Genomic DNA, 20,544 nt, shown 5'->3' with positions numbered 1-20,544 from the left:
TCTCAGGCCCTCCGGCGGCGAGCCGCTCCAGACGCCTTGCCCGCCGCGCTCCGCACCGGCCGCGCCGCCGTCTTCCGGGCCGGAGCCTTCTTCGCCGCCGCCTTCTTCGCGGGCGCCTTCTTGGCCGGAACCTTCTTCGCCGCCTTCTTCGCGGGCGCCTTCCGGGCCGGAGCCTTCTTCGCCGCCACCTTCTTCACGGCGCCCTTCTTGGCCGGAGCCTTCTTCGCCGCCGCCTTCTTCACGGGCGCCTTCTTGGCGGAGGCCGTCTTCGTGGCCTTCTTCGCCGCCGCCTTCTTCACGGGCGCCTCGCGGGCCGGGGCCTTCTTCGCGACCTTCGCGGCCGCCTTCTTCTCCGCCCGAGGCGCCGGCGGCCGCTCCACTTGCAGCTTGTCCGTGCGGCCGGTGAAGAGCACCTCGGCCACCGTGTCCAGCAGCGGCTGCATGCCCAGGCCCGTGGCGCACGAGATGGGGAACACGGCGATGCCGCGCCGCTGCAGCTCGCGCGTCACGGACTCCTGACGCTCCAGCGCGTGTGGAAGATCCAGCTTGTTGAGCGCCACCACCTGGGGCTTGTGCGAGAGCTCCTCGCTGTACTTGCGCAGCTCCGTGTTGAGCGTGTCGAAGTCGCGCAGCGGATCCCGATCCTCGGTCTCCGTGCCCATGTCCAGCAGGTGGATGAGCACCTTGCAGCGCTCCACGTGCCGCAGGAACTGGTGCCCCAGACCCACGCCCTCGCTGGCGCCCTCGATGATGCCGGGGATGTCCGCCATCACGAAGGACAGGCCGTCCTTGTACTGGACCAGGCCCAGGTTGGGCACGAGCGTGGTGAACGGATAGTTGGCGATCTTCGGACGGGCCCGGCTCACGATGGAGATGAGCGTGCTCTTGCCCGCGTTGGGAAAGCCCAACAGCCCCACGTCCGCCAGCAGCTTGAGCTCCAGGCGCAGGGTGCGCTCCTCGCCCGGCGTGCCGTCCTGGGCGAAGCGCGGCGTCTGCCGCGTGGAGGTGGCGAAGTTCATGTTGCCCAGGCCACCCCGGCCGCCCTTGCACACCACGACCTTCTGGCCCGGGTCGTTGAGGTCCGCCAGCACCTCGTCGGTGTTGTCGTCGCGGATGAGCGTGCCCACGGGCACCCGGAGCACCAGGTCCTCCGCCGAGCGGCCGTTGCAGTCGTTGCCCATGCCGCCTTCGCCGCTCTTGGCCCGGTGGTGCTGCTGATACCGGTAGTCCAGCAGCGTGGTGAGCTGGGGATCGGCCTCGAAGATGACCGAGCCGCCATTGCCCCCGTCGCCGCCATTGGGGCCACCACGGTCGATGTACTTCTCCCGGCGGAAGGCCACGGCTCCGTGACCTCCGTCCCCGGCCTTCACCTGGATGCGGACTTCATCTACGAATTTCATCCCAGACCCTCGAAACGCGGAACGGGCCGCCTCCACGTCCAGCACCCAGAGGCGCATGGACCGGGAGCGACCCGCTCGCGAGGCAGCCAGGAGACCCGTCAACCGCGGGCCTCCACTTCAGACGACGCCTGAACTCAGGCGCTCGCCTGGGCCGGATAGACGGAGACCTTCTTGCGGTCCCGCCCCTGACGCTCGTACTTCACGACCCCGTCCACCGTGGCGAAGAGCGTGTAGTCACGCCCCAGCTTCACGTTGGCGCCCGGGTGGATGACCGTACCGAGCTGACGCACGAGGATGCTGCCCGCGCTCACCGTCTCGCCCGCGTACACCTTCACGCCGCGGTACTGCGGATTGGAGTCGCGACCGTTGCGGGAAGAACCCTGTCCCTTTTTATGTGCCATGACACTGATTCCTGTGGCTGCCGGCGCGCCCCAAGGCGCTCCGGGATGTGGGTTCCGGACTAGCCGGAGATGGAGGTGACCTTGACCTCGGTGTAGGGCTGACGGTGGCCGCGGCGGCGCGTCCAGCCCTCCTTCTCCTTGCGGAAGTGCAGCACCTTGCGGTGCTTGTCCTGGGCGAGGATCTTGCCCAGCACCTTCGCGCCCGACACGGTCGGCTGCCCCACCTTCGGGCTGTCGGACCCACCGAGCAACAGGACGTCGTTGAAGGTCACCTCGGCGCCAACGTCCCCCGAGACCTTCTCGATCCGGAGCACATCGCCCTCGGCCACGCGGTACTGCTTGCCGCCCGTGCGAATGACTGCGTACATCGTCGAACCCCTGGTTGTCCGGGTTGATTCAACCCGTATAAGACCGGCGAGCATTTCGGACGACTGAAAAACCCGTCCTATATGCAAAGGGCGCTCGATCTACGGGAGAAGCCCAGGGGAGTCAAGGCGGATGGCGGGATCAGCGCACATACCCGACGTGAAGACCGCTCCCCCCTCCGTCCCCAGGGCGAGCCCACCGCTCAAGCCTACACGCCCTTACGCCTCGGCGTCCCCCCTCGTGGGATCACGCCCGGCCCCTCCCTCCCCTGCCTGGCCGCTCCTGCTGACGGTGGTGCTGCTCGGCGGGTGCCGGGGTTCCACCTGCCAGGAGCTCGCCAGGGCCTACGCCGCCGTGGAGCGCAAGGCCCAGCCCTGTCTGGATCACTCCCCCCTGCCCCCCTTCGATCCGGAGCACTGCGAGCAACACCGGGCCGCGTGCGACGCCGAGGACCTGGGACAGCTCGACGCGCAGGTGGAGTGCTACCAGCGGCTGGACACCTGCCAGGTGGACAAGAAGGAGGCCTTCCTCGAGGGCATCACGCGCTGCGACGACCGGGCCCCGAGCAACACCTGCGAGGCCGCCATCTTCTAGGGCCGCCCGGGGATCACGCCCTCCCCGCCGAGTCACATAGACTGCGCGCGCCATGTCTCGTTCCGCCCGCCGCATCCCCCTCGTCAATCTGTCCCACTACCGCTCCGGCACTCCGGAGGAGCGCGCCCGCTTCGTCCGGGTGTTCGGAGAGGCCCTCCAGGAGTTCGGGTTCGTCTCCGTGGAGGGCCACGGCATCGACGACGGGCTCATCCGGCGCACCTACGCGGACGTGGAGGCGTTCTTCCGCCAGCCCGAGGCCCTCAAGCAGCGCTACCACGTGCCCGAGTTCGGCGGACAGCGCGGCTACACGCCCTTCGGCCGCGAGCACGCGAAGAACCGCACCGTGGGCGACCTCAAGGAGTTCTGGCACGTGGGGCGCGACCTGCCCCCCGGCCACCCGCGCAGCCCCGCGCTCGCCGCCCACAACATCTGGCCCGAGGAGGTGCCCTCCTTCCGCGACAACACGCTCGCCCTCTACCGCGCGCTCGACGAGGCGGCGGCGGTGATGCTGCAGGCCATCGCCGAGTCCTTCGGCATCGCGCGCACCACCTTCAGCGACATGGCCCAGGACGGCACCTCCGTGCTGCGCGTCATCCACTACCCGCCCCTCAAGGACCGGTTCGTCCCGGGCGCGGTGCGCGCCGCCGAGCACGAGGACATCAACCTCATCACCCTCCTGTGCGAGGGCACCGCGTCGGGCCTGGAGATCCTCACCCGCGATGGCGAGTGGATCCCCGTGGACACGCTGCGCGGGCAGATCGTCGTGGACTCGGGCGACATGCTCAGCCGCATCACCAACGGCGTCATCCCCGCCACCACCCACCGCGTGGTCAACCCGCCCTCGCCCGCCGAGGACAACACGCGCTACTCCATGCCCTTCTTCGTCCACCCCTATCCGGAGTGCGTGCTCGCGCCGCTGCCGAGCACCGTCACCCCGGACAGGCCGGGCGAGCCCCCCATCACCGCCGACGCCTTCCTCCAGCAGCGGCTGCGGGAGAACGGCATGCTGAAGTAGCCCGGGCTCACCCGCCCACGGGGCCGAGGTCCGTCACGTGTCCCTGGCCCCACTGCACCCCCCGCTGCGCCCGGTAGTCCGTGAAGAGCGAGCCGAGGATGGTGCTCGCCCCCACCACGACGTTCACCATCGTGGTCCACCGGCTCCGGCGCGAGTAGCCCAGGAGGAAGGGCGCGGCGATGACCTTCAGACTCCACACGTGGTCGATGCACTCGTGGACCTCGATGGGGATGAGCTTGCGCAGGCTCAGCCGGTAGTCGGTAAGCAGCGACACGCTCAGGCCCACGCACCCCAGCACCACGCCGGCAGCGCGGGCCACGGCGCAACGGGACAACAACCCCGCGCCCAGCACGCTCAGCGCGCCCTGGTAGTCCAGCAGCGAGTGGATGTCCTGCGGGATGAGCCGGCGCAGGGGCAGCACGCCGAACAGGGGCATGGCGGGGATGCCCGCCGCCGCGCTCTTGTCCCAGAGGCCCTTGCGGCTCTCGCTCACCGCGAGGGGAACGGGAACGGCTTCCCGGGGAGTCTTCTTGTGCCAGTCGGGGGTGAGATCCATGAGCGTCTCCTTGAGAAACGAACCACCCCTCAAGGATAGGTACGCGGACAGCCCCTTCAGCGTGCCCCGTCCGGCTCCCCGCTCGGCGAGCGGTCCACCGCGGCGTGGTGAGGCGCTGGACTCAGGCCGCCCTCGACAAGTCGAGCGACTGGACGGCCGACAGGTGATCCGCGGGGATGAGCGTCTTCTGGATGATGCCCCGCAGGCCGCTCGCCACCAGGAACCGGTAGAGCTGGAGCGCCTGGTTCAGCCCCGGCAGCGGATTCAGACCGAGCAGGTCGCGCACGGGCTCGGGGGTGATCAGCCCCTGGGCCTGCAGCAGCAGCTGGAAGCGCCACGGACCCAGATCCCTCCGGAACGACTTCATCAACTCCCGGGTGTAGTCGCTGTACACCAGATTCTCGGAGATGATCGCGTTGCGGTGCCGCCGCCACTCCGGGTAGCTCGTGGGCAGGCCGCTCATCCCCAGCCCCTCGCCGATCCTCCGGGTGTATTGGTAGATGCCCTCCTGCTCCTCGGCGGTGAGTGGCCGGTGAACCAGGGTGAAGGCCCGCTCCGAATAGTCCAGCACGAGGTACAGGACATCCCGGTGGGCCCAGTCCGGCATGGACATGCCCCGCTTGCGCTCGACCGCCTTGTGGATGGCGTTGATCTGCGCCAGCTTCGCGTTGGACTTCTGGACGCTGCTGAAGGCGATGTCCTGGGCGAACGCCACCGTCGCGAAGATGCGCCCGATCGGATCCTTCAGGATGGAGCCCGTGAAGGCCAGCCAATCCACGGAGCGATGCAACGAGTACTCCGCCGCGGCTCCCGCGAAGAGGAGCAGGATGACGTCGGCGTCACCCCAGATCTTCCGAACGATCGAATTCTCGAGGGTAAAAGTGCTCATCCCCGATATTCACGTTTATCCAGCTTGTGAAGAAAAGACCGTCCGGCTCGGAATGGGCTCCCCCCGTCCGCTTCTCAACACCCCCCGCTGGATTACTCGCCCAGCTTCTTCTTGAGCAGGTCATTCACCAGGGCGGGGTTGCCCTTGCCCTTCATGGCCTTCATCACCTGCCCCACGAAGAAGCCGTAGATCTGCTTCTTGCCCGCCCGGTACTTCTCCACCTCACCCGCGTTCTTCGCGAGGATGTCGTCCACCACGGCCTCGATGGCGCCCGTGTCGCTCACCTGCGCGAGCCCCTTGTCCGCGATGATGGCCTCCGGGTCCTTGCCCGTACGGAACATCTCCCCGAACACGTCCTTGCCCGCGTTCGCCGAGATGGTCCCCTTCTCCACCGCCGTGAGCAGGTTCGAGAACTGCACCGTCGAGAAGCGCAGCGTGGTGACGGTACCGCCCTCGTCCTTGAGCAGCCGCAACAGCTCGCCGAGGAACCAGTTCGACAGCCGCTTGTAGTCCTTGAAGTGCTGCGCCACCGCCTCGAAGTAGTCCGCGAGCGGGCGCTCGGCGCAGAGGATCTTCGCGTCGTACGCGGGCAGGCCGTACTGGCTCATGAAGCGCGTCACCTTCGCCCGCGGCAGCTCCGGCAGCGCCTGGGCCGCCGCCTCGAGCTGCGCGTCCGTCACGTGCAGGGGCGGCAGATCCGGCTCGGGGAAGTAGCGGTAGTCGTGCGCCTCCTCCTTCGAGCGCATCGAGCGCGTCTCGCCCCGGTTCGGGTCGTACAGCCGCGTCTCCTGATCGATCTTCCCGCCCGTCTCCAGCAGATCCACCTGCCGGGAGATCTCGTACTCGATGGCCTGCTTCACGAAGCGGAACGAGTTGATGTTCTTGAGCTCCACGCGCTGGCCATACACGGTGGCGCCCTTGCGCATCACCGACACGTTGGCGTCGCAGCGGAACGAGCCCTCCTCCATGTTGCCGTCGTTCACGCCCAGGTACACCAGCACGTCGCGCAGCGCCTTGAGGTAGTCCACCGCCTCGTCCGCGCTGCGCAGGTCCGGCTCGCTGACGATCTCCAGGAGCGGCACACCCGCGCGGTTGAGGTCCACCAGGCTCTCGCTCGCCGAGGCGTCGTGCACGCTCTTGCCCGCGTCCTCCTCCATGTGGATGCGGCGCACGCGGATGAGCTTCTCGCCCTCGGGCGTGTCGATGGAGAGCTGGCCCCACTCGCAGATGGGCTGATCGAACTGGGTGATCTGATAGCCCTTGGGCAGGTCCGGATAGAAGTAGTTCTTCCGGCTCCACACGCTCGTCTTCTTCACCGTGCACCCGAGCGCCAGGCCCGTGCGGATGGCGAACTCCACCACGCGCGTGTTGAGCACCGGCAACACCCCGGGCAGCCCCAGGCACACCGGACACGTGTGGTGGTTGGGCGCCGCCCCGAACGAGGTGGAGCAGCCGCAGAAGATCTTCGTGTGCGTCAGAAGCTGGGCATGGACCTCGAGCCCGATGACCGGCTGGAAATCGCTCAGGGACATGACGTCTCCGACAAGAGTTCTCAAACAGGCGCCAGGCGGCGCGTGAAGTCATGCTCGCGCTCGAAGGCCCGGCCGATGCGCAGCAGCTTCGCCTCGTCGAACGGCCGGCCCATGAGCTGCAGGCCGATGGGCAGGCCCGCCTTCGTGAAGCCGCACGGCAAGGACAGCCCGGGCAGCCCCGCCAGGTTGCACGGCAGCGTGCACACGTCCATGAGGTACATGGACAGCGGGTCATCCACCTTCTCGCCCAGCTTGAAGGCCGGCACGGGCGAGGTGGGCGTCACCAGCGCGTCCACCTGCGTGAAGGCCCGCGAGAAGTCCTCGCGGATGAGCGTGCGCACCTTCTGGGCCCGCACGTAGTAGGCGTCGTAGTAGCCCGCCGACAGCGCGTAGGTGCCCAGCATGATGCGGCGCTTCACCTCGGCGCCGAAGCCCTGCTCGCGCGTCTGGCCGTACATCTCCTTGAGCCCCCGGCCCTCGCGCGCCCGGAAGCCGTAGCGCACGCCGTCGTAGCGCGCCAGGTTGCTCGACGCCTCCGCCGGGGCCAGCAGGTAGTAGGTGGCCAGTGCGTACTTCGTGTGGGGTAGCGACACGTCCACCAGCGTGGCGCCCAGCTTCTCGTAGGTCGCGAGCGCCGCGCGCACCGACGCCTCCACCTCTGGATCCATGCCCTCGACGAAGTACTCGCGCGGCACGCCCAGGCGCAGCCCCGACACCCCGTGCTCCAGGTCCGCGGAGTAGTCCGGCACGTCCACCGGCGCCGACGTCGAGTCGAGCGGATCATGCCGCGCGAGCACCTGCAGCAGCGCGGCCACGTCCCCCACCGTGCGGGCCATGGGGCCGGGCGCGTCCAGCGACGAGGCGTAGGCGATGACGCCGTAGCGCGACACCCGCCCGTAGGTGGGCTTGAGGCCCACGGTGTTGGTGAGCGCCGCCGGCTGGCGGATGGAGCCGCCCGTGTCCGTGCCCAGCGTGCCGAACACCTCGCGCGCCGCCAGCGCCGCCGCCGAGCCTCCCGAGGAGCCTCCCGGCGTGCGCGTCAAATCCCACGGGTTGTGGCACGGGCCGTAGGCGCTCGACTCGTTGGACGAGCCCATGGCGAACTCGTCCTGGTTGAGCTTGCCCACCACCGGCAGGCCCGCCTGCTTGAGCAGCCGCACCGCCGTGGCGTCATAGGGGGGCACGAAGCCCTGGAGCACGCGCGAGGCGCACGTGGTCTCCACCCCCTCGGTGAGGAAGATGTCCTTCACGGCCACCGGCACGCCATCCAGCGGCCCCAGCCGCGTGCCCGTGGCACGGCGCGCGTCACTGGCCTCGGCCGCCGCCAGGGCCCCGCGCTCGTCCAGGCGCAGGAAGGCCTTCACCTTCCCGTCCACCTGCGCGATGCGCGCCAGGCACGCCCGCGTCGCTTCCACGGAACTGGTTTCGCCCGAGGCCAGCTTCGCCGCCAGCTCCAGGAGGGTGAGGTCGGTCAACGACATGGCGTCACTCCAGGATCTTCGGGACGGCGAAGCTGGTGCCTCCCCGGGCAGGCGCGTTGGCCAGCGCCCGGTCCGGAGGCAGCGAGGGCCGCGGCTCGTCCTCGCGCAACAGCGAGGCGGCGAGCGTGGCATGGGAGGTGGGCTCCACTCCGCTCACGTCCAGCTCCTGCAACTGGGCCACCGCGTCGAGCACGGCGGAGAGCTGCTCGGCATAGCGCTCCTCCTCCCCCGGAGACAGGGAGAGGCGGGCGAGGGTGGCCACATGGCGGACCTGCTCGACAGAGAGCTTCATGGACCGGACGCTCCCGCGCGGAACTACTTGTTCTTGAAGAGGTTGAGGACGGCGCCCATCCACCGGCCGTTCTTCTCGTGCGCCAGGTTCGCCTGCAACCGCTCCAGCTCGCCCGCGTCCAGGAAGACGCCGTGGCAGTTGAAGCACGTGTCGATCTCCACGTCGCCCTTGGTCAGCGCGTGCAGATCCATGCCGCACTTGGGGCACTTCATGTAGTGCAGCTTCTTGAGCTCCTCGCGCTGCTGGGCGGCCAGGGCCTGGGACTGCTCGTGGGCCAGCTTGCGCTTCTGCTCGATTTCCTCGCGCGCGAAGTAATCGTCTTCGTTGGTGGAGGGCTTGTCCGTGTGGGCCATGATCCAGGACTCCTGGGTGAGGATACTCAGCGGGGGCGCAAGATACATGCTCCGCCCCATCCTGGTGCTCCAAAGTAGTCACGCCGGAGCACCCGGGGATGGACCGCCGGAAAATTGACCGCCCCCCTGCCCTCCCTACACTCCGGCCGTCGGCTGCTACAGGCAGCTACGGAGAGTGTGAGCAAAGTCATGGCGGAACGGAAGGCCAGAGGGGAAAAGACCGTCCTTTCGCGGCAGGAGATCGCCACGCGCCGCAAGGCGCTCGCGGAAAAGAAGGCCAAGCGGGGGGGTGGCGGCGTCGAGGCGGGTCCCGGCCGCAAGGCCCTCATCGGCCTGTTCCTGATGGCGGTCTCGGTGCTGTCACTGGTGTCGGTGGCCACCTTCAACGCGAAGGACCGCCGGGGAACGAACTACCAGAACGCGGTGGGCCCCATCGGCCACCTCATCGCCGACCAGCTGCGCGGCCTGCTCGGCTTCTGGGCGTATCTGCTGCCCCTGTGTGGGCTCTACGCCGCCATGATCGTCTTCGTGGGCAACCGCGAGCGGCGCCGCTGGCCCCAGATGGTGGCGCTCGTGCTGCTCACCCTGAGCGGCGCGGTGCTCGCCCAGCTCTTCATCGGCAACCAGCCCGGCCAGGCCCATCCGCCCGGCGGCTTCATCGGCGCCACGCTCGGGGGGCTCCTGGTGGGCCTCTTCTCCACCGTGGGCACCATCATCCTGGTGACCACCGTGTGCGCCGCCGCCCTCATCGTGGGCACCCAGTACACCTTCCTCAAGCTGTGCTCGCTCGCGTGGAGCGGGGCCTGCGCGCTCGGCCAGCGGGTGGAGGCCGCCGCCCTCACCTTCTGGGAGCAGCAGAAGGAGGCCTACAAGGAGCGCAAGGAGCGCGCTGCCCAGGAGGATGAGGAGGAGGCCGCCTTCCTCGCGCAGATCGAGCAGGAGGAGGCGGAGCTCGAGGAGGCCGAGCAGCTCGTCGCCGAGGCCGAGGCCGCCGAGGCGGAGCTCATGGCCGAGGAGGCCCTGCGCCTGGCGCGTCAGGAGGAGAAGGAGCGCCTGGCGCTCGCGAAGAAGACCGCCAAGGAGGCCAAGGACGCCGCCCGCGACGCACGCGCCAAGGCCGCCGACGCCCCCGCCCACGTCCCCAACATCGTCACCGCCCCGACGGCTCCCACCGCCGCCGCCAGGCCCGCGCCCGGCGCGGATCCGGTGTGGGCCTCCTTCCTGTCCCCCTCGGGGGCCGCCAACGCCGTGCCCGTCACGCCCGCCGCGCCCCAGCCGCCTCCCGCGGACGCCGCCAAGGGCAAGCGGGGCAAGGCGCCCAACATCGTCACCGGCCCGAGCGCGGAGGCACTCGAGGCCCCCGAGTCCGAGGCTCCGGCCCCGGCGCCCGCCGCATCCGCCCTGGCGCTCGCCTCGCCCGCGGCGATCGTGCCCGCCTCGCCCGCCGCCCAGGCGGCGCGCACCCCGCTCATCGTGGAGCCCAAGGCCCCGCCCAAGCCCACCGCCGTGGTCAAGAAGAAGGAGCACGAGTTCCAGTTCGTGGGCGGACGCACCAGCTTCTCGCTGCCGCCCCTGGACGTGCTCGCCATCGAGAAGAAGGAGCGCTCGGCGCTCGACAAGGACGCCTTCCTCACCACCGCGGAGAAGCTGCGCGCCAAGCTCGCCGACTTCGGCATCACCGGCGAGGTGGTGGAGATCCGCCCCGGCCCCGTGGTCACCATGTACGAGTTCCTCCCGGGACCCGGCATCAAGGTGAGCAAGATCGCCGCGCTCCAGGACGACCTGGCCATGGCCATGGAGGCCATGCGCGTGCGCATCGTCGCCCCCATCCCCGGCAAGGGCGTGGTCGGCATCGAGGTGCCCAACCGCGACCGCGAGACCGTCTACCTCAAGGAGATCGCCGAGCAGGACGTGTTCCAGAAGGCCAGCAGCAAGCTCACCATGTGCGTGGGCAAGGACATCGAGGGCATGCCGTACGTCTTCGACCTGGCCAAGGCGCCCCACCTGCTCATCGCGGGTACCACCGGCTCGGGTAAGTCCGTGGCCGTCAACTCGATGATCATGAGCATCCTCCTCAAGTCCACGCCCGAGGAGGTGCGCTTCATCATGGTGGACCCGAAGATGCTCGAGTTGTCCGTCTACGAGGGCATCCCCCACCTGCTGCTGCCCGTGGTGACGGATCCCAAGAAGGCGGCGCTCGCGCTGCGCTGGGCCGTGGAGGAGATGGAGCGGCGCTACCAGATGCTGTCCGAGGCGGGCGTGCGCAACATCGCCGGCTTCAACAAGTTCGTGGAGACCAACGAGGCCGAGCGCGCCTCGCGTGCCACCGAGGCCGCCCCGCGCAAGGCCGCCGCCGCGCCCAAGAAGCCCAAGAAGGTGCTGGTGGTGGACGTGGCCACGCCCGAGGACGCCATCATCGAGGAGCCCGCCTCCACCGCGAGCACGGGGCCGGGCGTCGCCGCGCCCCGCTTCGACGACGACGAGGAGGTGCGCGAGGCCCTGTCCGAGTCCGAGGACGCGCCCGAGCAGCAGGGCGCCGAGGAGGCCGACGCGGACGGTGATGACGGCATGGACGACGCGGTGGACGCCGCGCTCGAGGCCGCGGGCGAGTCCTCCACTCCCGAGGAGGAGAAGAAGGAGTGGAAGAAGCTGCCCTACATCGTGGTCATCATCGACGAGCTGGCGGACCTGATGATGGTGGCCAGCCGCGAGGTGGAGACGTACGTGGCGCGCCTGGCGCAGATGGCGCGCGCCGCCGGCATCCACCTGATGGTGGCCACGCAGCGTCCGTCCACGGACGTCGTCACGGGCATCATCAAGGCCAACTTCCCCACGCGCATCAGCTTCATGCTGCGCTCCAAGCCGGACTCGATGACCATCCTGGGCACGGTGGGCGCCGAGGCCCTGCTGGGCATGGGCGACATGCTCATCATGCCGCCCACGAGCGCGCACCTGCAGCGCGTGCACGGAGCCTTCGTCTCCGAGAATGAAATCAAGGGGGCGGTGGACCACCTCAAGGCCCAGGGCAAGCCCGTCTACGACGAGTCCATCCTCAAGCCGCGCGACGAGGACGGCGAGGGCGGTGGCGGCGAAGAGGACGACCTGTCCGACGAGCTGTACGATCAGGCGCTGGCCACGGTGAGCGAGATGAAGGCCGTGTCCATCTCCATGCTCCAGCGCAAGATGCGCATCGGCTACAACCGCTCGGCGCGAATGATCGAGCGCATGGAGCGCGATGGCGTGGTGGGTCCGGCGGATGGGGCCAAGCCGCGCGAGGTGCTCATTCGCAACCTGGGCGAGATGGCGGGCGCCTGAGGCCCCCACCTACCCCGGCTTGCCGACGAACGCCGAGGCGGGACGCAGGGCCACTCCCGCCGCGGCCTCGATGTCCTCCCGGCAGCGCAGCAGCTCCTCACGCAGCGTGGGGAGCTGCGCCTCGAAGCGCTGGGAGGGCACCGGTATCGACAGGGCATAGCGGGGCCCGGTCGCCAGCCGCAGCGTGACCCCGAGGGCACAGATGTCCTCCGAGCGCTCACCGAGATCGAAGGCCATTCCCCGCTCACGCACCTCGCGCAGCTGTGCCAGCAACTGGGGCAGGGAGCGGACCGTCTTCGCCGTCAGCGGCTCGAGGCGGGAGCCAACGAGCCGGGTGACGTCCTCGTCCGACATCTCCGCGAGCAGCGCCTTGCCATGGGCGGTGCTGTACAGAGGAAAGGAGCTGCCCAGGGAGGAGCGCACGCTCAGCTCCCGTTCCGACTGACTGATCGCCACACAGACGGCCTGGTTGCCCTGGAACACCGACAGGTTGACCGTCTCGTGCACGCGCCGCGTGAGCGCCTCGAGGTGCGGCTGGGCCACGGAGAGCAGATCTGTCTGGGCGGCGGCGGCCAGCAGCGTCAGGGTCGGCCCCAGCCGCACGCCCTCGCCCGTCCGGCCCACCGTCACCAGTTGCTCCGCCGCCAGCGCGCCGACGATGCGCTGCACCGTCGACCGGGGCAGCTCCACCCGCTTCGCGATCTGCCCCAGGCTCAGCCCCTCCGCCTGGCCGGCGAGCGCCCGGAGGATGGCCGCGGCCCGGGCGATCACCTGGATGCTCTCACCCCGCCGTCCTCCCTCCTCTCGCTCCGCCTCGTCCTTCTCCGTCATGGGCTCCTCGGGCCTTGGGATTGACACCCGCTCCTCGGGCTTCTAGTTATGTACCGCCTGACAATACACTGTACCGCATCGCGATACACCCCATTGAGGACGCCCTTGCGAATCCGGCCTGGTTCCTTCGCCTTCACCCTGCTGCTGGGCGCGCTCAGCATGCTGCCGCCGTTCTCCATCGACATGGGACTGCCGGCGCTCCCGGCCATGGCCCAGTCCCTCGGGACGACGTCGGCCGGGGCCTCGCTGTCGCTGAGCCTCTTCATGCTGGGGTTCGCCCTGGCGCCGCTCGTCTATGGGCCCCTGTCGGACCGCTACGGACGGCGGCCGTTGCTGCTGATCGGCTGCACGGTGTTCGTGGTGGCCGGCGTGGGCTGCGCCGTCGCCCAGTCCCTGCCGGTCCTCTTGTGCTGGCGCTTCGTCCAGGGAGCGGGCGCGGGAGCCGGCACGGTGCTGGTGCTCGCCATCATCCGTGACTTGTTCGAGGGCGCCACCGCGCGGGCCCGGCTGTCCTACGTCACCCTGGTGATGGGCATCGCGCCCATGGTGGCCCCCACGATCGGCGCCTGGGTGCTGACGGTGGCTCACTGGCGCTTCATCTACGCCACGCTGGCCGCGGGCGGGGTGGTGCTCCTGCTGGCGTCGGGGCTCGGCCTGGAGGAATCCGCGCGGCGGGAGGCGGGGGCCACCCTGTCGGTGAAGGGGCTCGTGCGCGATTACGGGCAGGCGATCCGCCACAAGCGAAGCATCGGGTACTCCATCATCAACGCCCTGTCGTTCGGCTGCGCCTTCGCCTACATCTCCGGCTCGTCCCTGGTGTTGATGGACGTGCTGGGCGTCTCCCCCAGCGTCTACGGCCTCTGCTTCGCGATCACCGCCGTGGCGTCGATGACGGGCGCGTTCACCAATGGGCGGTTGAGCGCCCGGGGCGTGTCCGCCGCCACGCTGCTGAAGGCGGGCATGGCCCTGTGCGTCACCGGCGCCACGGTGCTCGTGCTCATGACCCTGGCCGGACTGGCGCGCCTGGGCACCCTCATGCCCGTGTTCTTCGTGTGCCACTTCAGCATCGGGCTCATCTCGCCCAACGCCACGCACGGGGCGCTCCAGCCCATGGCGAGGATCGCCGGCGTGGCCTCCGCGGTGCTCAGCGGGCTGCGGATGCTCGGGGGCGCGCTCGCCAGCGCGCTCGTGGCCTGGTTCTTCGATGGGCGCAGCGCCCTCGCCGTCACGGGAGTCATGGCGGGCTTCGCGCTCGCCGCCCTGCTCGTCTATGTCCTCCTCGTGCGTCCCGAGGAGCGCCGGGCCGACTCCCCTGGCCTGCCCGTCCAGGCCTGAGCGGCGGAGTGCTCCCCTGCCCTCCCGTGTGGTTGAAGTGGTAGCGGGCGGGTGGGCTTGGTAAGGCGGGGACATGGCTGAACGTCTCGCTCTCTTCGCCACCACGGCGCGCGGCACTGAGGAACTCCTCGCCGACGAACTCAAGGAACTCGGCGCGCGCCGCATCCGGCAGGACCGGGGAGGCGTGCGCTTCCTGGCCTCGCTCGACGAGGCGCTCAAGGTCTGCCTCTGGTCGCGCATCGCCATGCGCGTGCTCTACCCGCTGGGGGAGTTCGAGGCCCGGGGCGCGGACGGCCTGTACGACGCCGTCGCCAGCGTGCCCTGGGAGGAGCACCTCACGCCCGAGACGACCTTCGCGGTGGAGGCCACGCTCAAGGACAGTGAGCACAGCCACACGGGCTTCGTGGCGCTCAAGGTGAAGGACGCGGTGGTGGACCGGATGCGCGACAAGCGCGGCTCGCGGCCGGACGTGGACCCGAAGAACCCGGACGTGCGCGTGGTGGCCCACCTGGTGCGCGAGAAGCTGTCGCTCTCGTTGGACCTGTGCGGCGAGCCCCTGCACCGCCGGGGCTACCGCGTGCGCCCCACCGCGGCCCCCATGAAGGAGACGCTCGCGGCGGCCCTCCTGCGCGCCGCGGGCTACACCGGCGAGGAGGCCTTGGTGGACCCCATGTGCGGCTCGGGGACGATCCTCATCGAGGGGGGCCTCATCGCCCGCCGGCGCGCGCCCGGCATCGCCCGGGACTTCGCCGTGGAGAAGTGGCCGCACCTGGGCGCCCGCGCGCGCGAGCTGCTCGAGGACATGCGCGCGGATGCCCGCCGCCATGAGCGCAAGGTGACCGTGCCGCTGCTCGGCTTCGACAAGGATCCCGAGGCGCTGGAGGCGGCGCGGCGCAACGTGAAGGCGGCGCGGCTCTCGGAGGAGATCCGCCTCGAGGAGGGCGACGCGACGAAGCTGCCCGCCCTGCCCGAGCCTCCGGGCCTGCTGCTCACCAACCCGCCCTATGGAGATCGCCTGGGCTCGGGGGGGCAGAAGGGGATGAAGAGCTTCTACTTCAAGCTGGGCGACAGTCTCCGGGCGCAGAAGGGCTGGCGGCTGTTCGTGCTCTCGGGAAACCCGGCCTTCGAGAGCGCCTTCCACGTCCGCCCGAGCTCCCGCCGGGAGCTGTGGAACGGCCCCATCGCCTGCACGTTGCTCGGCTACCCGGCCTTCTACACGCGGCCCCCCATGCGGGACGCGGAGAGGCGCTCAGAAGCGCCGCTCGGAGCGCCGCAGCAGCCGGTGGATGTTGCCCCGGTGCGTCCAGAGGATGAGGACGAAGAGCAGGGCTGAGAGCCCGGCGTACTCGAGCGAGGGGGCGGTGAGGGCGGCGACGACGACGGCCGTGACGCCGCCAGCCAGGGAGCCCACGGAGCTCACGCGCCAGGCGGCCACGAGGCCCGCGTACACGAACGCCGCGGACAGCGCCGCCAGGGGCACGAGCACCGCGAGCACGCCGAGCGCGGTGGCCACGCCCTTGCCGCCCTGGAGCTTGAGCCACACCGGGTAGACGTGGCCGAGGAAGGCCGCGAGTCCCACCGCGGCATGCACGCGGGGCTCCCCGGGCACGAGCCACAGGGCGAGGCCCACGGCGAGCGCGCCCTTGAGCGCATCCAGCACGAGCACCACCGCGCCCAGCTTCTTGCCGGCCACGCGGGTGACGTTGGTGGCGCCGATGTTGCCGCTGCCGCTCTGGCGCACGTCCACGCCCCGCACCCAGCGGGTGAGCAGCACACCGAAGGGGATGGAGCCAGCCAGGTAGCCCAACAGGAGGAGCGCGGAGGAGAGCAAGGTGGGGCCCTAGGCGAGCAGGTGGGGGAACCTCGTCACCACCACGACCCAGGCGTAGTTGAGGAGGACGACGAGGACGCCGACGATGCGCACCCAGTGCCACTCCCGGGGGGAGAGCTGGAGCTCGGGCACGGGCATGGCGAAGACGAGGTGGAGCAGCGTCACCACCACCATGAGGGCGAAGAAGAAGGCGGCCACCGTGCCCAGGGGGTTGGCCTGCCAGGCGAGGGCGAACTGGAAGTGGGCGACGCGATCCGCCACGCGCGTGAGCCCGCAGCCCAGGCAGGGCCAGCCGGTCGTCTCGCGGAAGGCACACCCCCAGAAGGGGATGAGCTTCGCCACGGGGATGTAGCGGGCGACGAGCAGACCGACGAGCCCCAACAGGCCGAGCACGTCGCTCGCCCCGAAGGTGCGGTTGGGCTTGGGCAGCAGGAGCTTCACGTCCAGCAGTGTACTCGGGAAGGTGGGCATCTTGCCCGCCCAAAGGCTTCGGGCTATCGGTGAGGGATGAAGACCTTCCGCGCGACCCTGGTGACGCTGTTCGCTCTTCCCCTCGTGGCGCTGGCCGGCAACCCGACCGCCGGGCAGAAGCCCGCCGCGAAGCTCGCCGTCCAGGAGGACTGTCCCCACCCGAAGGAGGCCGCCGCCGACGCGAAGCCCAACGACGGCTGGACGCTGACGCGGGGAGAGGCCCTCAAGGGCGCCCCGGCGGTGAAGCTCGCCGACCTGGTGGCCAAACCCCAGCCGCACGACGGCAAGACGGTGCGGGTGGAGGGCCAGGTGCGCAAGGCCTGCCAGAAGAAGGGCTGCTGGATGGAGCTGGCCACCGGGGACAAGGGCGCCGGGGTGCGGGTGACGTTCAAGGACTATGGCTTCTTCGTGCCGGTGGACTCGGCGGGCTCGCAGGCGCGCGTGGAGGGCGTGGTGAAGGTGTCCGAGCTGAGCGAGGCGATGGCCAGCCACTACGAGGCCGAGGGCGCCATCGTCCCCCGGGGCGCCGACGGCAAGCCGCGCGAGGTGCAGCTGGTGGCCACCGGTGTCGAGCTGCGCCGCTGATGGCACGCGGCTTCAGCATGAGGGGCGTGATGGGCGCGGCCGACCGGGCCGTGCAGCACGCCCGGACGTGGTTGCAATCGGCCGAGCCCGGCTCGCGCGTCCATGACGTGCAGGAGGACCCCCGCTTCCAGCACCGGGGCGTGGATCTGCTCTGGGAGCTGCCCTCGGGCGAGGTGCGCGGCATCGAGGTGAAGGGCGACCGGCAGCCCCGCCGCAAGCGCTACTTCTTCGAGCTGGTGTCCAACCTGGAGCGGGACACGCCGGGCTGCTTCCTCTACAGCGGCGCGGACCTCATGGTGTACGTGTTCCTCGTGCAGAACGAACTGCACGTGCTGCCGCTCAAGGCGGTGCGCGAGTGGTTCCTGCCGAGGGCGAAGGGGTACGAGCTGCGGCACACCTTCACGCAGACGGGCGCCATCCGCTACACGACGGTGGGCGCGGTGGTGCCGGTGAAGGACGTGCAGGAAGCGGTGCCCGGGGTGAAGCACATCCCCCTGCCCCGCCGGGGCGGCGCGCGCGAAGAGCCCGCCTCCGACACGGCGCTCGCCGAGGCTCCGCTCCCCGTGCCCGAGCGGCCCGAGGAAGACGTGCCCTACTGAGGGACACCCCTCCCGCGCGCGAGGGCGGGAGGGGGCACGGCCAGACACCCGCTCAGTGCTGGTGCTGGTGCTGACGCTTGTGGTTCGGGTGGGCCTCGTCGTGCGCCTTCTCGATGCGGGCGCGATCCTGGGCGAGCGCGGCGAGCGCGGTCTTCTCACCGAGCTGCTTGTAGGCGTGCTCCAGGCGGGCGGTGACGTCCAGGGCCATGTGCCAGTCCTGGATGCGCTCGGCCTCCTCGAGGAGGGGGCGGCCCACGGCGGCCACCTTGTCGTTGGCGCCCAGGTGCAGCAGGGCATCCACGGCGAGCACGCGCGAGAGCGGCGTGCGCGCGCCATCCCCGGCCACCTTCTGCAAGTCCTCGAGCGCCGCGTCGCGCTCACCCCGGGCGGCGCGGATGATGGGCTTGGACACGCCCCGGCGATCCGGCAGGAGGAACTCCTCCAGGTCCGCGAAGGAGTCGGCGGCCTCGGTGTGGCCCGCCTTGGAGAGCATCTCGGCCAGGTCGTCGAACGCGCGGGCGGCGCGCTCGTCGAACACCCGGAGGGCCTCCTGCATGAAGCCCGGCTCGGGCTCGCCCTTGTCGTTGAGGGGCACGCGCTGGCGCACCGCGTTCATGCGCTCGAAGGCGGAAGCCGCGGCGGCCTGGGCCCCTCCCTGGAGCAGCGCCCCGAGCGCGCCCATGAGCTGGGCGAGGCTCTCGGAGAGCTCGTAGGGGGCGAGCCGGTCGGACAACCAGCGCCGCCACAACTCACCCGCGGCGGCGAACGGGAAGGGGGCGAACTGGCCCGTGCCCTTCCACGACGCCAACCACCCCTGGGCGATGCCCGAGGGGTATTGCTTCTCGGCCAGCTGGCGGAAGTCCGCCTCCTGCACCTGGACACCGTAGTGCCCGAGCGTGCCGATGATGGCCTCCGTCGAGTAATCCTTCAGTCCCTTGCGCTGCCACGCCTTGTCCACCCGATCCGTGCTCACTGCGGCTGCAAGCCTCCTGGCGCCTGGGAGCGGCGCGTCCGGCCTTCTAACAGACAGCGGGCGGCGGGGGGCAAGGGCGGCACGCGCCAACCGTCAAGCGGCGGTCGGAGCCACCCCGTCCACGACGGGCCAGGTGGTGGACTTGCGCCGGCCATCCTCCACGCGGCGGGCCAGATAGGGCCGGCAGCCACGCTCCTGGAAGGCGCGCTTGAAGGCCGCGAAGCTGCCTCCGGCCTTCCACGCGTCCATGGCGGCCAGGCCCGCCTCGGGGCCACACTGGGCGAGCATGTACTCCACCCAGGCCCACCGGGCCGAGGTGGGCCGCACTTCCGCCCGGCCCTTGAGGCCGCGCCGCAGCCGCTCCAGTCGGGACTCCACCTCGCGGATGCCGGCGAAGGGCGCGCCATCCAGGGGCGTGTTGCGCTTGGCCACGAAGGGGGCCACGCCCAGGGCCACCGGCATGATGCGCGAGAGCTCCGTGGTGAAGCGGGCCAGCTCGTCCACGTCCGCGTCCTCCTCCAGGGGCAGGCCCACGACGTTGTACACCTTGAGCTGGCGCATGCCGGCCGTCCTGGCGAAGTTCGCCGCGCGGATGATCTGCTCCTCGGAGTGCTTGCGGTCCACCAGGTCGCGCATGCGCTGCGAGGCGCCATCCGCGGCCACGGTGAGGTTGGTGGCGCCACCGCGCCGCAGCTGATCCACCAGCTCCTGGGTGAGCCGGTCCGCGCGCAGCGAGGAGACGCCCACCTCGCGTCCGGCGTCCACCAGGGTGCGCAAGAGCTCGACGATGCGGGGGTGATCCGTCACCGCCGCGCCCACCAGGCCCACGCGCCGGGCGTGCTCGGGGATGAGCGACAGCACGCGCTCGGGCGGCACGGTGCGCATGCCACCGTTGGTGGTGCGCCGCATGACGCAGTAGTGGCACCCGCGCGAGCACCCCCGCTCCGGCTCGATGAGGAACATCGAGCGCAGCTCGGTGTGGGGGGTGATGATGGCCGAGCGCGCCGGCAGCCGCGCATCGGTGCTCTTGGCGACGTGGTAGCGCGCCCCGCCGCGTCCCGGCACCCGGAAGCCGGGGATGCCGGCCAGGTGGGTGAGCAGCGCGTCCTTGTCCATGGACACCGCAGCGTCCAGGAGCACGTGGATGAGATCCTCCGCCTCGCCCTGCACGAGCACGTCCACGAAGGGCTCGAGCGGATCCGGATTGGAGAAGGTGAGCGGGCCGCCCGCGACGATGAGCGGATGGCGCTCGGTGCGCTCCTCCTTGAGCAGGGGGATGCGGGCCAGTTCCAGCATGGAGAAGAGCCCCGTGAGCTCCAGCTCGTACGCCACCGAGAAGGCCAGCAGGGGGAACTCGGAGACGGGGGACTGGGTCTCCAGCGTGAAGAGCGGCGTGCGGGTGCGCCGGTACTCCTCCACGTCGTCGGGCAGGAAGGCGCGCTCGGCCGTCACCCCGGCGTGGGCATGCACCTCGCCGTAGATGGCCTGGTAGCCGAGCGAGCTCATGCCCACGTGGTAGGGGCTCGGGTAGCAGAGCGCGACCCGGTAGGGGGCGTCCTTGTAGAGCGTCCCCTGCTCGTCGGCGAGCAGGGCCTGGGCGCGTTCAACGAGTGAGTACCGACGCTCCATGCACCTTCCTGGGCAACCGTGGGACCACGGATCTCCATAACACCGCGGCCCTGGCACGCCACTCCCATGGGGAGGGACGACCAGGGCCGCGATTCA

Annotated in this window: 21 protein-coding genes; 7 read left to right on the top strand and 14 right to left on the bottom strand. The window is 70.3% G+C overall.

The window, feature by feature from the left end; all coding sequences use genetic code 11:
- Positions 1 to 2: 2 nt before the first annotated feature.
- The 3 genes from obgE to rplU all read right to left on the bottom strand — a co-directional run bounded on the left by obgE (position 3) and on the right by rplU (position 2,169).
- The gene (obgE, locus tag F0U63_RS10435; protein ID WP_395845742.1) at positions 3 to 1,400 is read right to left on the bottom strand and encodes a GTPase ObgE; all 1,398 of its coding nucleotides are present in this window, start codon (positions 1,398 to 1,400) and stop codon (positions 3 to 5) included.
- Positions 1,401 to 1,534: 134 nt separating this feature from the next.
- A complete protein-coding gene (rpmA, locus tag F0U63_RS10430) occupies positions 1,535 to 1,801 on the bottom strand; it encodes a 50S ribosomal protein L27 (RefSeq protein ID WP_002629150.1) in 267 nt (88 codons plus the stop codon).
- Positions 1,802 to 1,860: 59 nt separating this feature from the next.
- Positions 1,861 to 2,169, bottom strand: a complete 309-nt coding sequence (gene rplU / locus F0U63_RS10425) for a 50S ribosomal protein L21 (RefSeq protein ID WP_002629151.1) — start codon at positions 2,167 to 2,169, stop codon at positions 1,861 to 1,863.
- Between the two features lie 238 nt (positions 2,170 to 2,407).
- Between rplU and F0U63_RS10420 the strand changes: the two genes are divergently transcribed.
- Positions 2,408 to 2,761 carry a hypothetical protein gene (locus tag F0U63_RS10420; protein WP_395845741.1) on the top strand — a complete coding sequence of 118 codons (354 nt, stop codon included), beginning with the start codon at positions 2,408 to 2,410 and terminating at the stop codon, positions 2,759 to 2,761.
- A gap of 52 nt (positions 2,762 to 2,813) precedes the next feature.
- Positions 2,814 to 3,776 carry an isopenicillin N synthase family dioxygenase gene (locus F0U63_RS10415; RefSeq protein WP_395845740.1) on the top strand — a complete coding sequence of 321 codons (963 nt, stop codon included), beginning with the start codon at positions 2,814 to 2,816 and terminating at the stop codon, positions 3,774 to 3,776.
- Positions 3,777 to 3,783: 7 nt separating this feature from the next.
- Here the strand turns inward: F0U63_RS10415 and F0U63_RS10410 are convergent, their stop codons facing one another.
- From F0U63_RS10410 to F0U63_RS10385, 6 genes are all read right to left on the bottom strand, one after another.
- Positions 3,784 to 4,332 (bottom strand): hypothetical protein, encoded by a 549-nt coding sequence (locus F0U63_RS10410; RefSeq protein ID WP_395845739.1) that lies wholly within the window; start codon positions 4,330 to 4,332, stop codon positions 3,784 to 3,786.
- A 121-nt stretch (positions 4,333 to 4,453) separates the two neighbouring features.
- Positions 4,454 to 5,221, bottom strand: a complete 768-nt coding sequence (locus F0U63_RS10405) for an oxygenase MpaB family protein (protein WP_395845738.1) — start codon at positions 5,219 to 5,221, stop codon at positions 4,454 to 4,456.
- A 92-nt stretch (positions 5,222 to 5,313) separates the two neighbouring features.
- A complete protein-coding gene (gatB, locus tag F0U63_RS10400; protein WP_395845737.1) occupies positions 5,314 to 6,753 on the bottom strand; it encodes an Asp-tRNA(Asn)/Glu-tRNA(Gln) amidotransferase subunit GatB in 1,440 nt (479 codons plus the stop codon).
- 20 nt (positions 6,754 to 6,773) lie between these two features.
- Complete coding sequence (gene gatA / locus F0U63_RS10395; protein WP_395845736.1) at positions 6,774 to 8,234, bottom strand: Asp-tRNA(Asn)/Glu-tRNA(Gln) amidotransferase subunit GatA; 1,461 nt, start codon at positions 8,232 to 8,234, stop codon at positions 6,774 to 6,776.
- 4 nt (positions 8,235 to 8,238) lie between these two features.
- Entirely contained in the window at positions 8,239 to 8,526 is a 288-nt protein-coding gene (gatC, locus tag F0U63_RS10390; protein WP_002629158.1) for an Asp-tRNA(Asn)/Glu-tRNA(Gln) amidotransferase subunit GatC, read from the bottom strand.
- Between the two features lie 23 nt (positions 8,527 to 8,549).
- Positions 8,550 to 8,879, bottom strand: a complete 330-nt coding sequence (locus F0U63_RS10385) for a zf-TFIIB domain-containing protein (protein WP_395848350.1) — start codon at positions 8,877 to 8,879, stop codon at positions 8,550 to 8,552.
- A gap of 189 nt (positions 8,880 to 9,068) precedes the next feature.
- Between F0U63_RS10385 and F0U63_RS10380 the strand changes: the two genes are divergently transcribed.
- Positions 9,069 to 12,194 (top strand): DNA translocase FtsK, encoded by a 3,126-nt coding sequence (locus tag F0U63_RS10380; protein ID WP_395845735.1) that lies wholly within the window; start codon positions 9,069 to 9,071, stop codon positions 12,192 to 12,194.
- A 9-nt stretch (positions 12,195 to 12,203) separates the two neighbouring features.
- Here the strand turns inward: F0U63_RS10380 and F0U63_RS10375 are convergent, their stop codons facing one another.
- Positions 12,204 to 13,025, bottom strand: a complete 822-nt coding sequence (locus F0U63_RS10375; RefSeq protein WP_395845734.1) for an IclR family transcriptional regulator — start codon at positions 13,023 to 13,025, stop codon at positions 12,204 to 12,206.
- Positions 13,026 to 13,130: 105 nt separating this feature from the next.
- Between F0U63_RS10375 and F0U63_RS10370 the strand changes: the two genes are divergently transcribed.
- Positions 13,131 to 14,360 carry a multidrug effflux MFS transporter gene (locus F0U63_RS10370; protein ID WP_395845733.1) on the top strand — a complete coding sequence of 410 codons (1,230 nt, stop codon included), beginning with the start codon at positions 13,131 to 13,133 and terminating at the stop codon, positions 14,358 to 14,360.
- Positions 14,361 to 14,433: 73 nt separating this feature from the next.
- The gene (locus F0U63_RS10365) at positions 14,434 to 15,693 is read left to right on the top strand and encodes a class I SAM-dependent RNA methyltransferase (protein ID WP_395845732.1); all 1,260 of its coding nucleotides are present in this window, start codon (positions 14,434 to 14,436) and stop codon (positions 15,691 to 15,693) included.
- On the opposite strand, the gene plsY is transcribed toward F0U63_RS10365, so the two are convergent.
- Entirely contained in the window at positions 15,610 to 16,191 is a 582-nt protein-coding gene (gene plsY / locus F0U63_RS10360; RefSeq protein ID WP_395845731.1) for a glycerol-3-phosphate 1-O-acyltransferase PlsY, read from the bottom strand. The genes F0U63_RS10365 and plsY overlap by 84 nt on opposite strands.
- Positions 16,192 to 16,200: 9 nt before the next feature.
- Entirely contained in the window at positions 16,201 to 16,662 is a 462-nt protein-coding gene (locus F0U63_RS10355) for a DUF2752 domain-containing protein (RefSeq protein WP_395845730.1), read from the bottom strand.
- 36 nt (positions 16,663 to 16,698) lie between these two features.
- On the opposite strand from F0U63_RS10355, the gene F0U63_RS10350 reads away from it, so the two are divergent.
- Both F0U63_RS10350 and F0U63_RS10345 read left to right on the top strand, forming a co-directional pair.
- Positions 16,699 to 17,247, top strand: a complete 549-nt coding sequence (locus tag F0U63_RS10350; RefSeq protein WP_395845729.1) for a DUF4920 domain-containing protein — start codon at positions 16,699 to 16,701, stop codon at positions 17,245 to 17,247.
- Complete coding sequence (locus F0U63_RS10345; RefSeq protein WP_395845728.1) at positions 17,247 to 17,846, top strand: hypothetical protein; 600 nt, start codon at positions 17,247 to 17,249, stop codon at positions 17,844 to 17,846. Before F0U63_RS10350 ends, F0U63_RS10345 begins: the two co-directional genes overlap by 1 nt.
- 52 nt (positions 17,847 to 17,898) lie before the next feature.
- On the opposite strand, the gene F0U63_RS10340 is transcribed toward F0U63_RS10345, so the two are convergent.
- Positions 17,899 to 18,819 carry a hypothetical protein gene (locus F0U63_RS10340; protein WP_395845727.1) on the bottom strand — a complete coding sequence of 307 codons (921 nt, stop codon included), beginning with the start codon at positions 18,817 to 18,819 and terminating at the stop codon, positions 17,899 to 17,901.
- Between the two features lie 93 nt (positions 18,820 to 18,912).
- Positions 18,913 to 20,448, bottom strand: coding sequence for a radical SAM protein (locus F0U63_RS10335; RefSeq protein WP_395845726.1), 1,536 nt, complete (start codon positions 20,446 to 20,448; stop codon positions 18,913 to 18,915).
- Positions 20,449 to 20,544 lie beyond the last annotated feature (96 nt).

Origin of the sequence: Cystobacter fuscus (assembly GCF_044360685.1) — a bacterium.
Classification (GTDB): Bacteria; Myxococcota; Myxococcia; order Myxococcales; family Myxococcaceae; genus Cystobacter; species Cystobacter fuscus_C.
This window is presented reverse-complemented; position numbering and strand designations above follow the sequence as displayed.

Excerpts from the sequence above, each read along its gene's own strand:
- obgE (WP_395845742.1), bottom strand. The coding sequence starts at position 1,400 with ATGAAATTCGTAGATGAAGTCCGCATCCAGGTGAAGGCCGGGGACGGA.
- rpmA (WP_002629150.1), bottom strand. The coding sequence starts at position 1,801 with ATGGCACATAAAAAGGGACAGGGTTCTTCCCGCAACGGTCGCGACTCC.
- rplU (WP_002629151.1), bottom strand. The coding sequence starts at position 2,169 with ATGTACGCAGTCATTCGCACGGGCGGCAAGCAGTACCGCGTGGCCGAG.
- F0U63_RS10415 (WP_395845740.1), top strand. The coding sequence starts at position 2,814 with ATGTCTCGTTCCGCCCGCCGCATCCCCCTCGTCAATCTGTCCCACTAC.
- F0U63_RS10410 (WP_395845739.1), bottom strand. The coding sequence starts at position 4,332 with ATGGATCTCACCCCCGACTGGCACAAGAAGACTCCCCGGGAAGCCGTT.
- F0U63_RS10405 (WP_395845738.1), bottom strand. The coding sequence starts at position 5,221 with ATGAGCACTTTTACCCTCGAGAATTCGATCGTTCGGAAGATCTGGGGT.
- gatB (WP_395845737.1), bottom strand. The coding sequence starts at position 6,753 with ATGTCCCTGAGCGATTTCCAGCCGGTCATCGGGCTCGAGGTCCATGCC.
- gatA (WP_395845736.1), bottom strand. The coding sequence starts at position 8,234 with ATGTCGTTGACCGACCTCACCCTCCTGGAGCTGGCGGCGAAGCTGGCC.
- gatC (WP_002629158.1), bottom strand. The coding sequence starts at position 8,526 with ATGAAGCTCTCTGTCGAGCAGGTCCGCCATGTGGCCACCCTCGCCCGC.
- F0U63_RS10385 (WP_395848350.1), bottom strand. The coding sequence starts at position 8,879 with ATGGCCCACACGGACAAGCCCTCCACCAACGAAGACGATTACTTCGCG.
- F0U63_RS10380 (WP_395845735.1), top strand. The coding sequence starts at position 9,069 with ATGGCGGAACGGAAGGCCAGAGGGGAAAAGACCGTCCTTTCGCGGCAG.
- F0U63_RS10375 (WP_395845734.1), bottom strand. The coding sequence starts at position 13,025 with ATGACGGAGAAGGACGAGGCGGAGCGAGAGGAGGGAGGACGGCGGGGT.
- F0U63_RS10365 (WP_395845732.1), top strand. The coding sequence starts at position 14,434 with ATGGCTGAACGTCTCGCTCTCTTCGCCACCACGGCGCGCGGCACTGAG.
- F0U63_RS10355 (WP_395845730.1), bottom strand. The coding sequence starts at position 16,662 with ATGCCCACCTTCCCGAGTACACTGCTGGACGTGAAGCTCCTGCTGCCC.
- F0U63_RS10350 (WP_395845729.1), top strand. The coding sequence starts at position 16,699 with ATGAAGACCTTCCGCGCGACCCTGGTGACGCTGTTCGCTCTTCCCCTC.
- F0U63_RS10345 (WP_395845728.1), top strand. The coding sequence starts at position 17,247 with ATGGCACGCGGCTTCAGCATGAGGGGCGTGATGGGCGCGGCCGACCGG.
- F0U63_RS10335 (WP_395845726.1), bottom strand. The coding sequence starts at position 20,448 with ATGGAGCGTCGGTACTCACTCGTTGAACGCGCCCAGGCCCTGCTCGCC.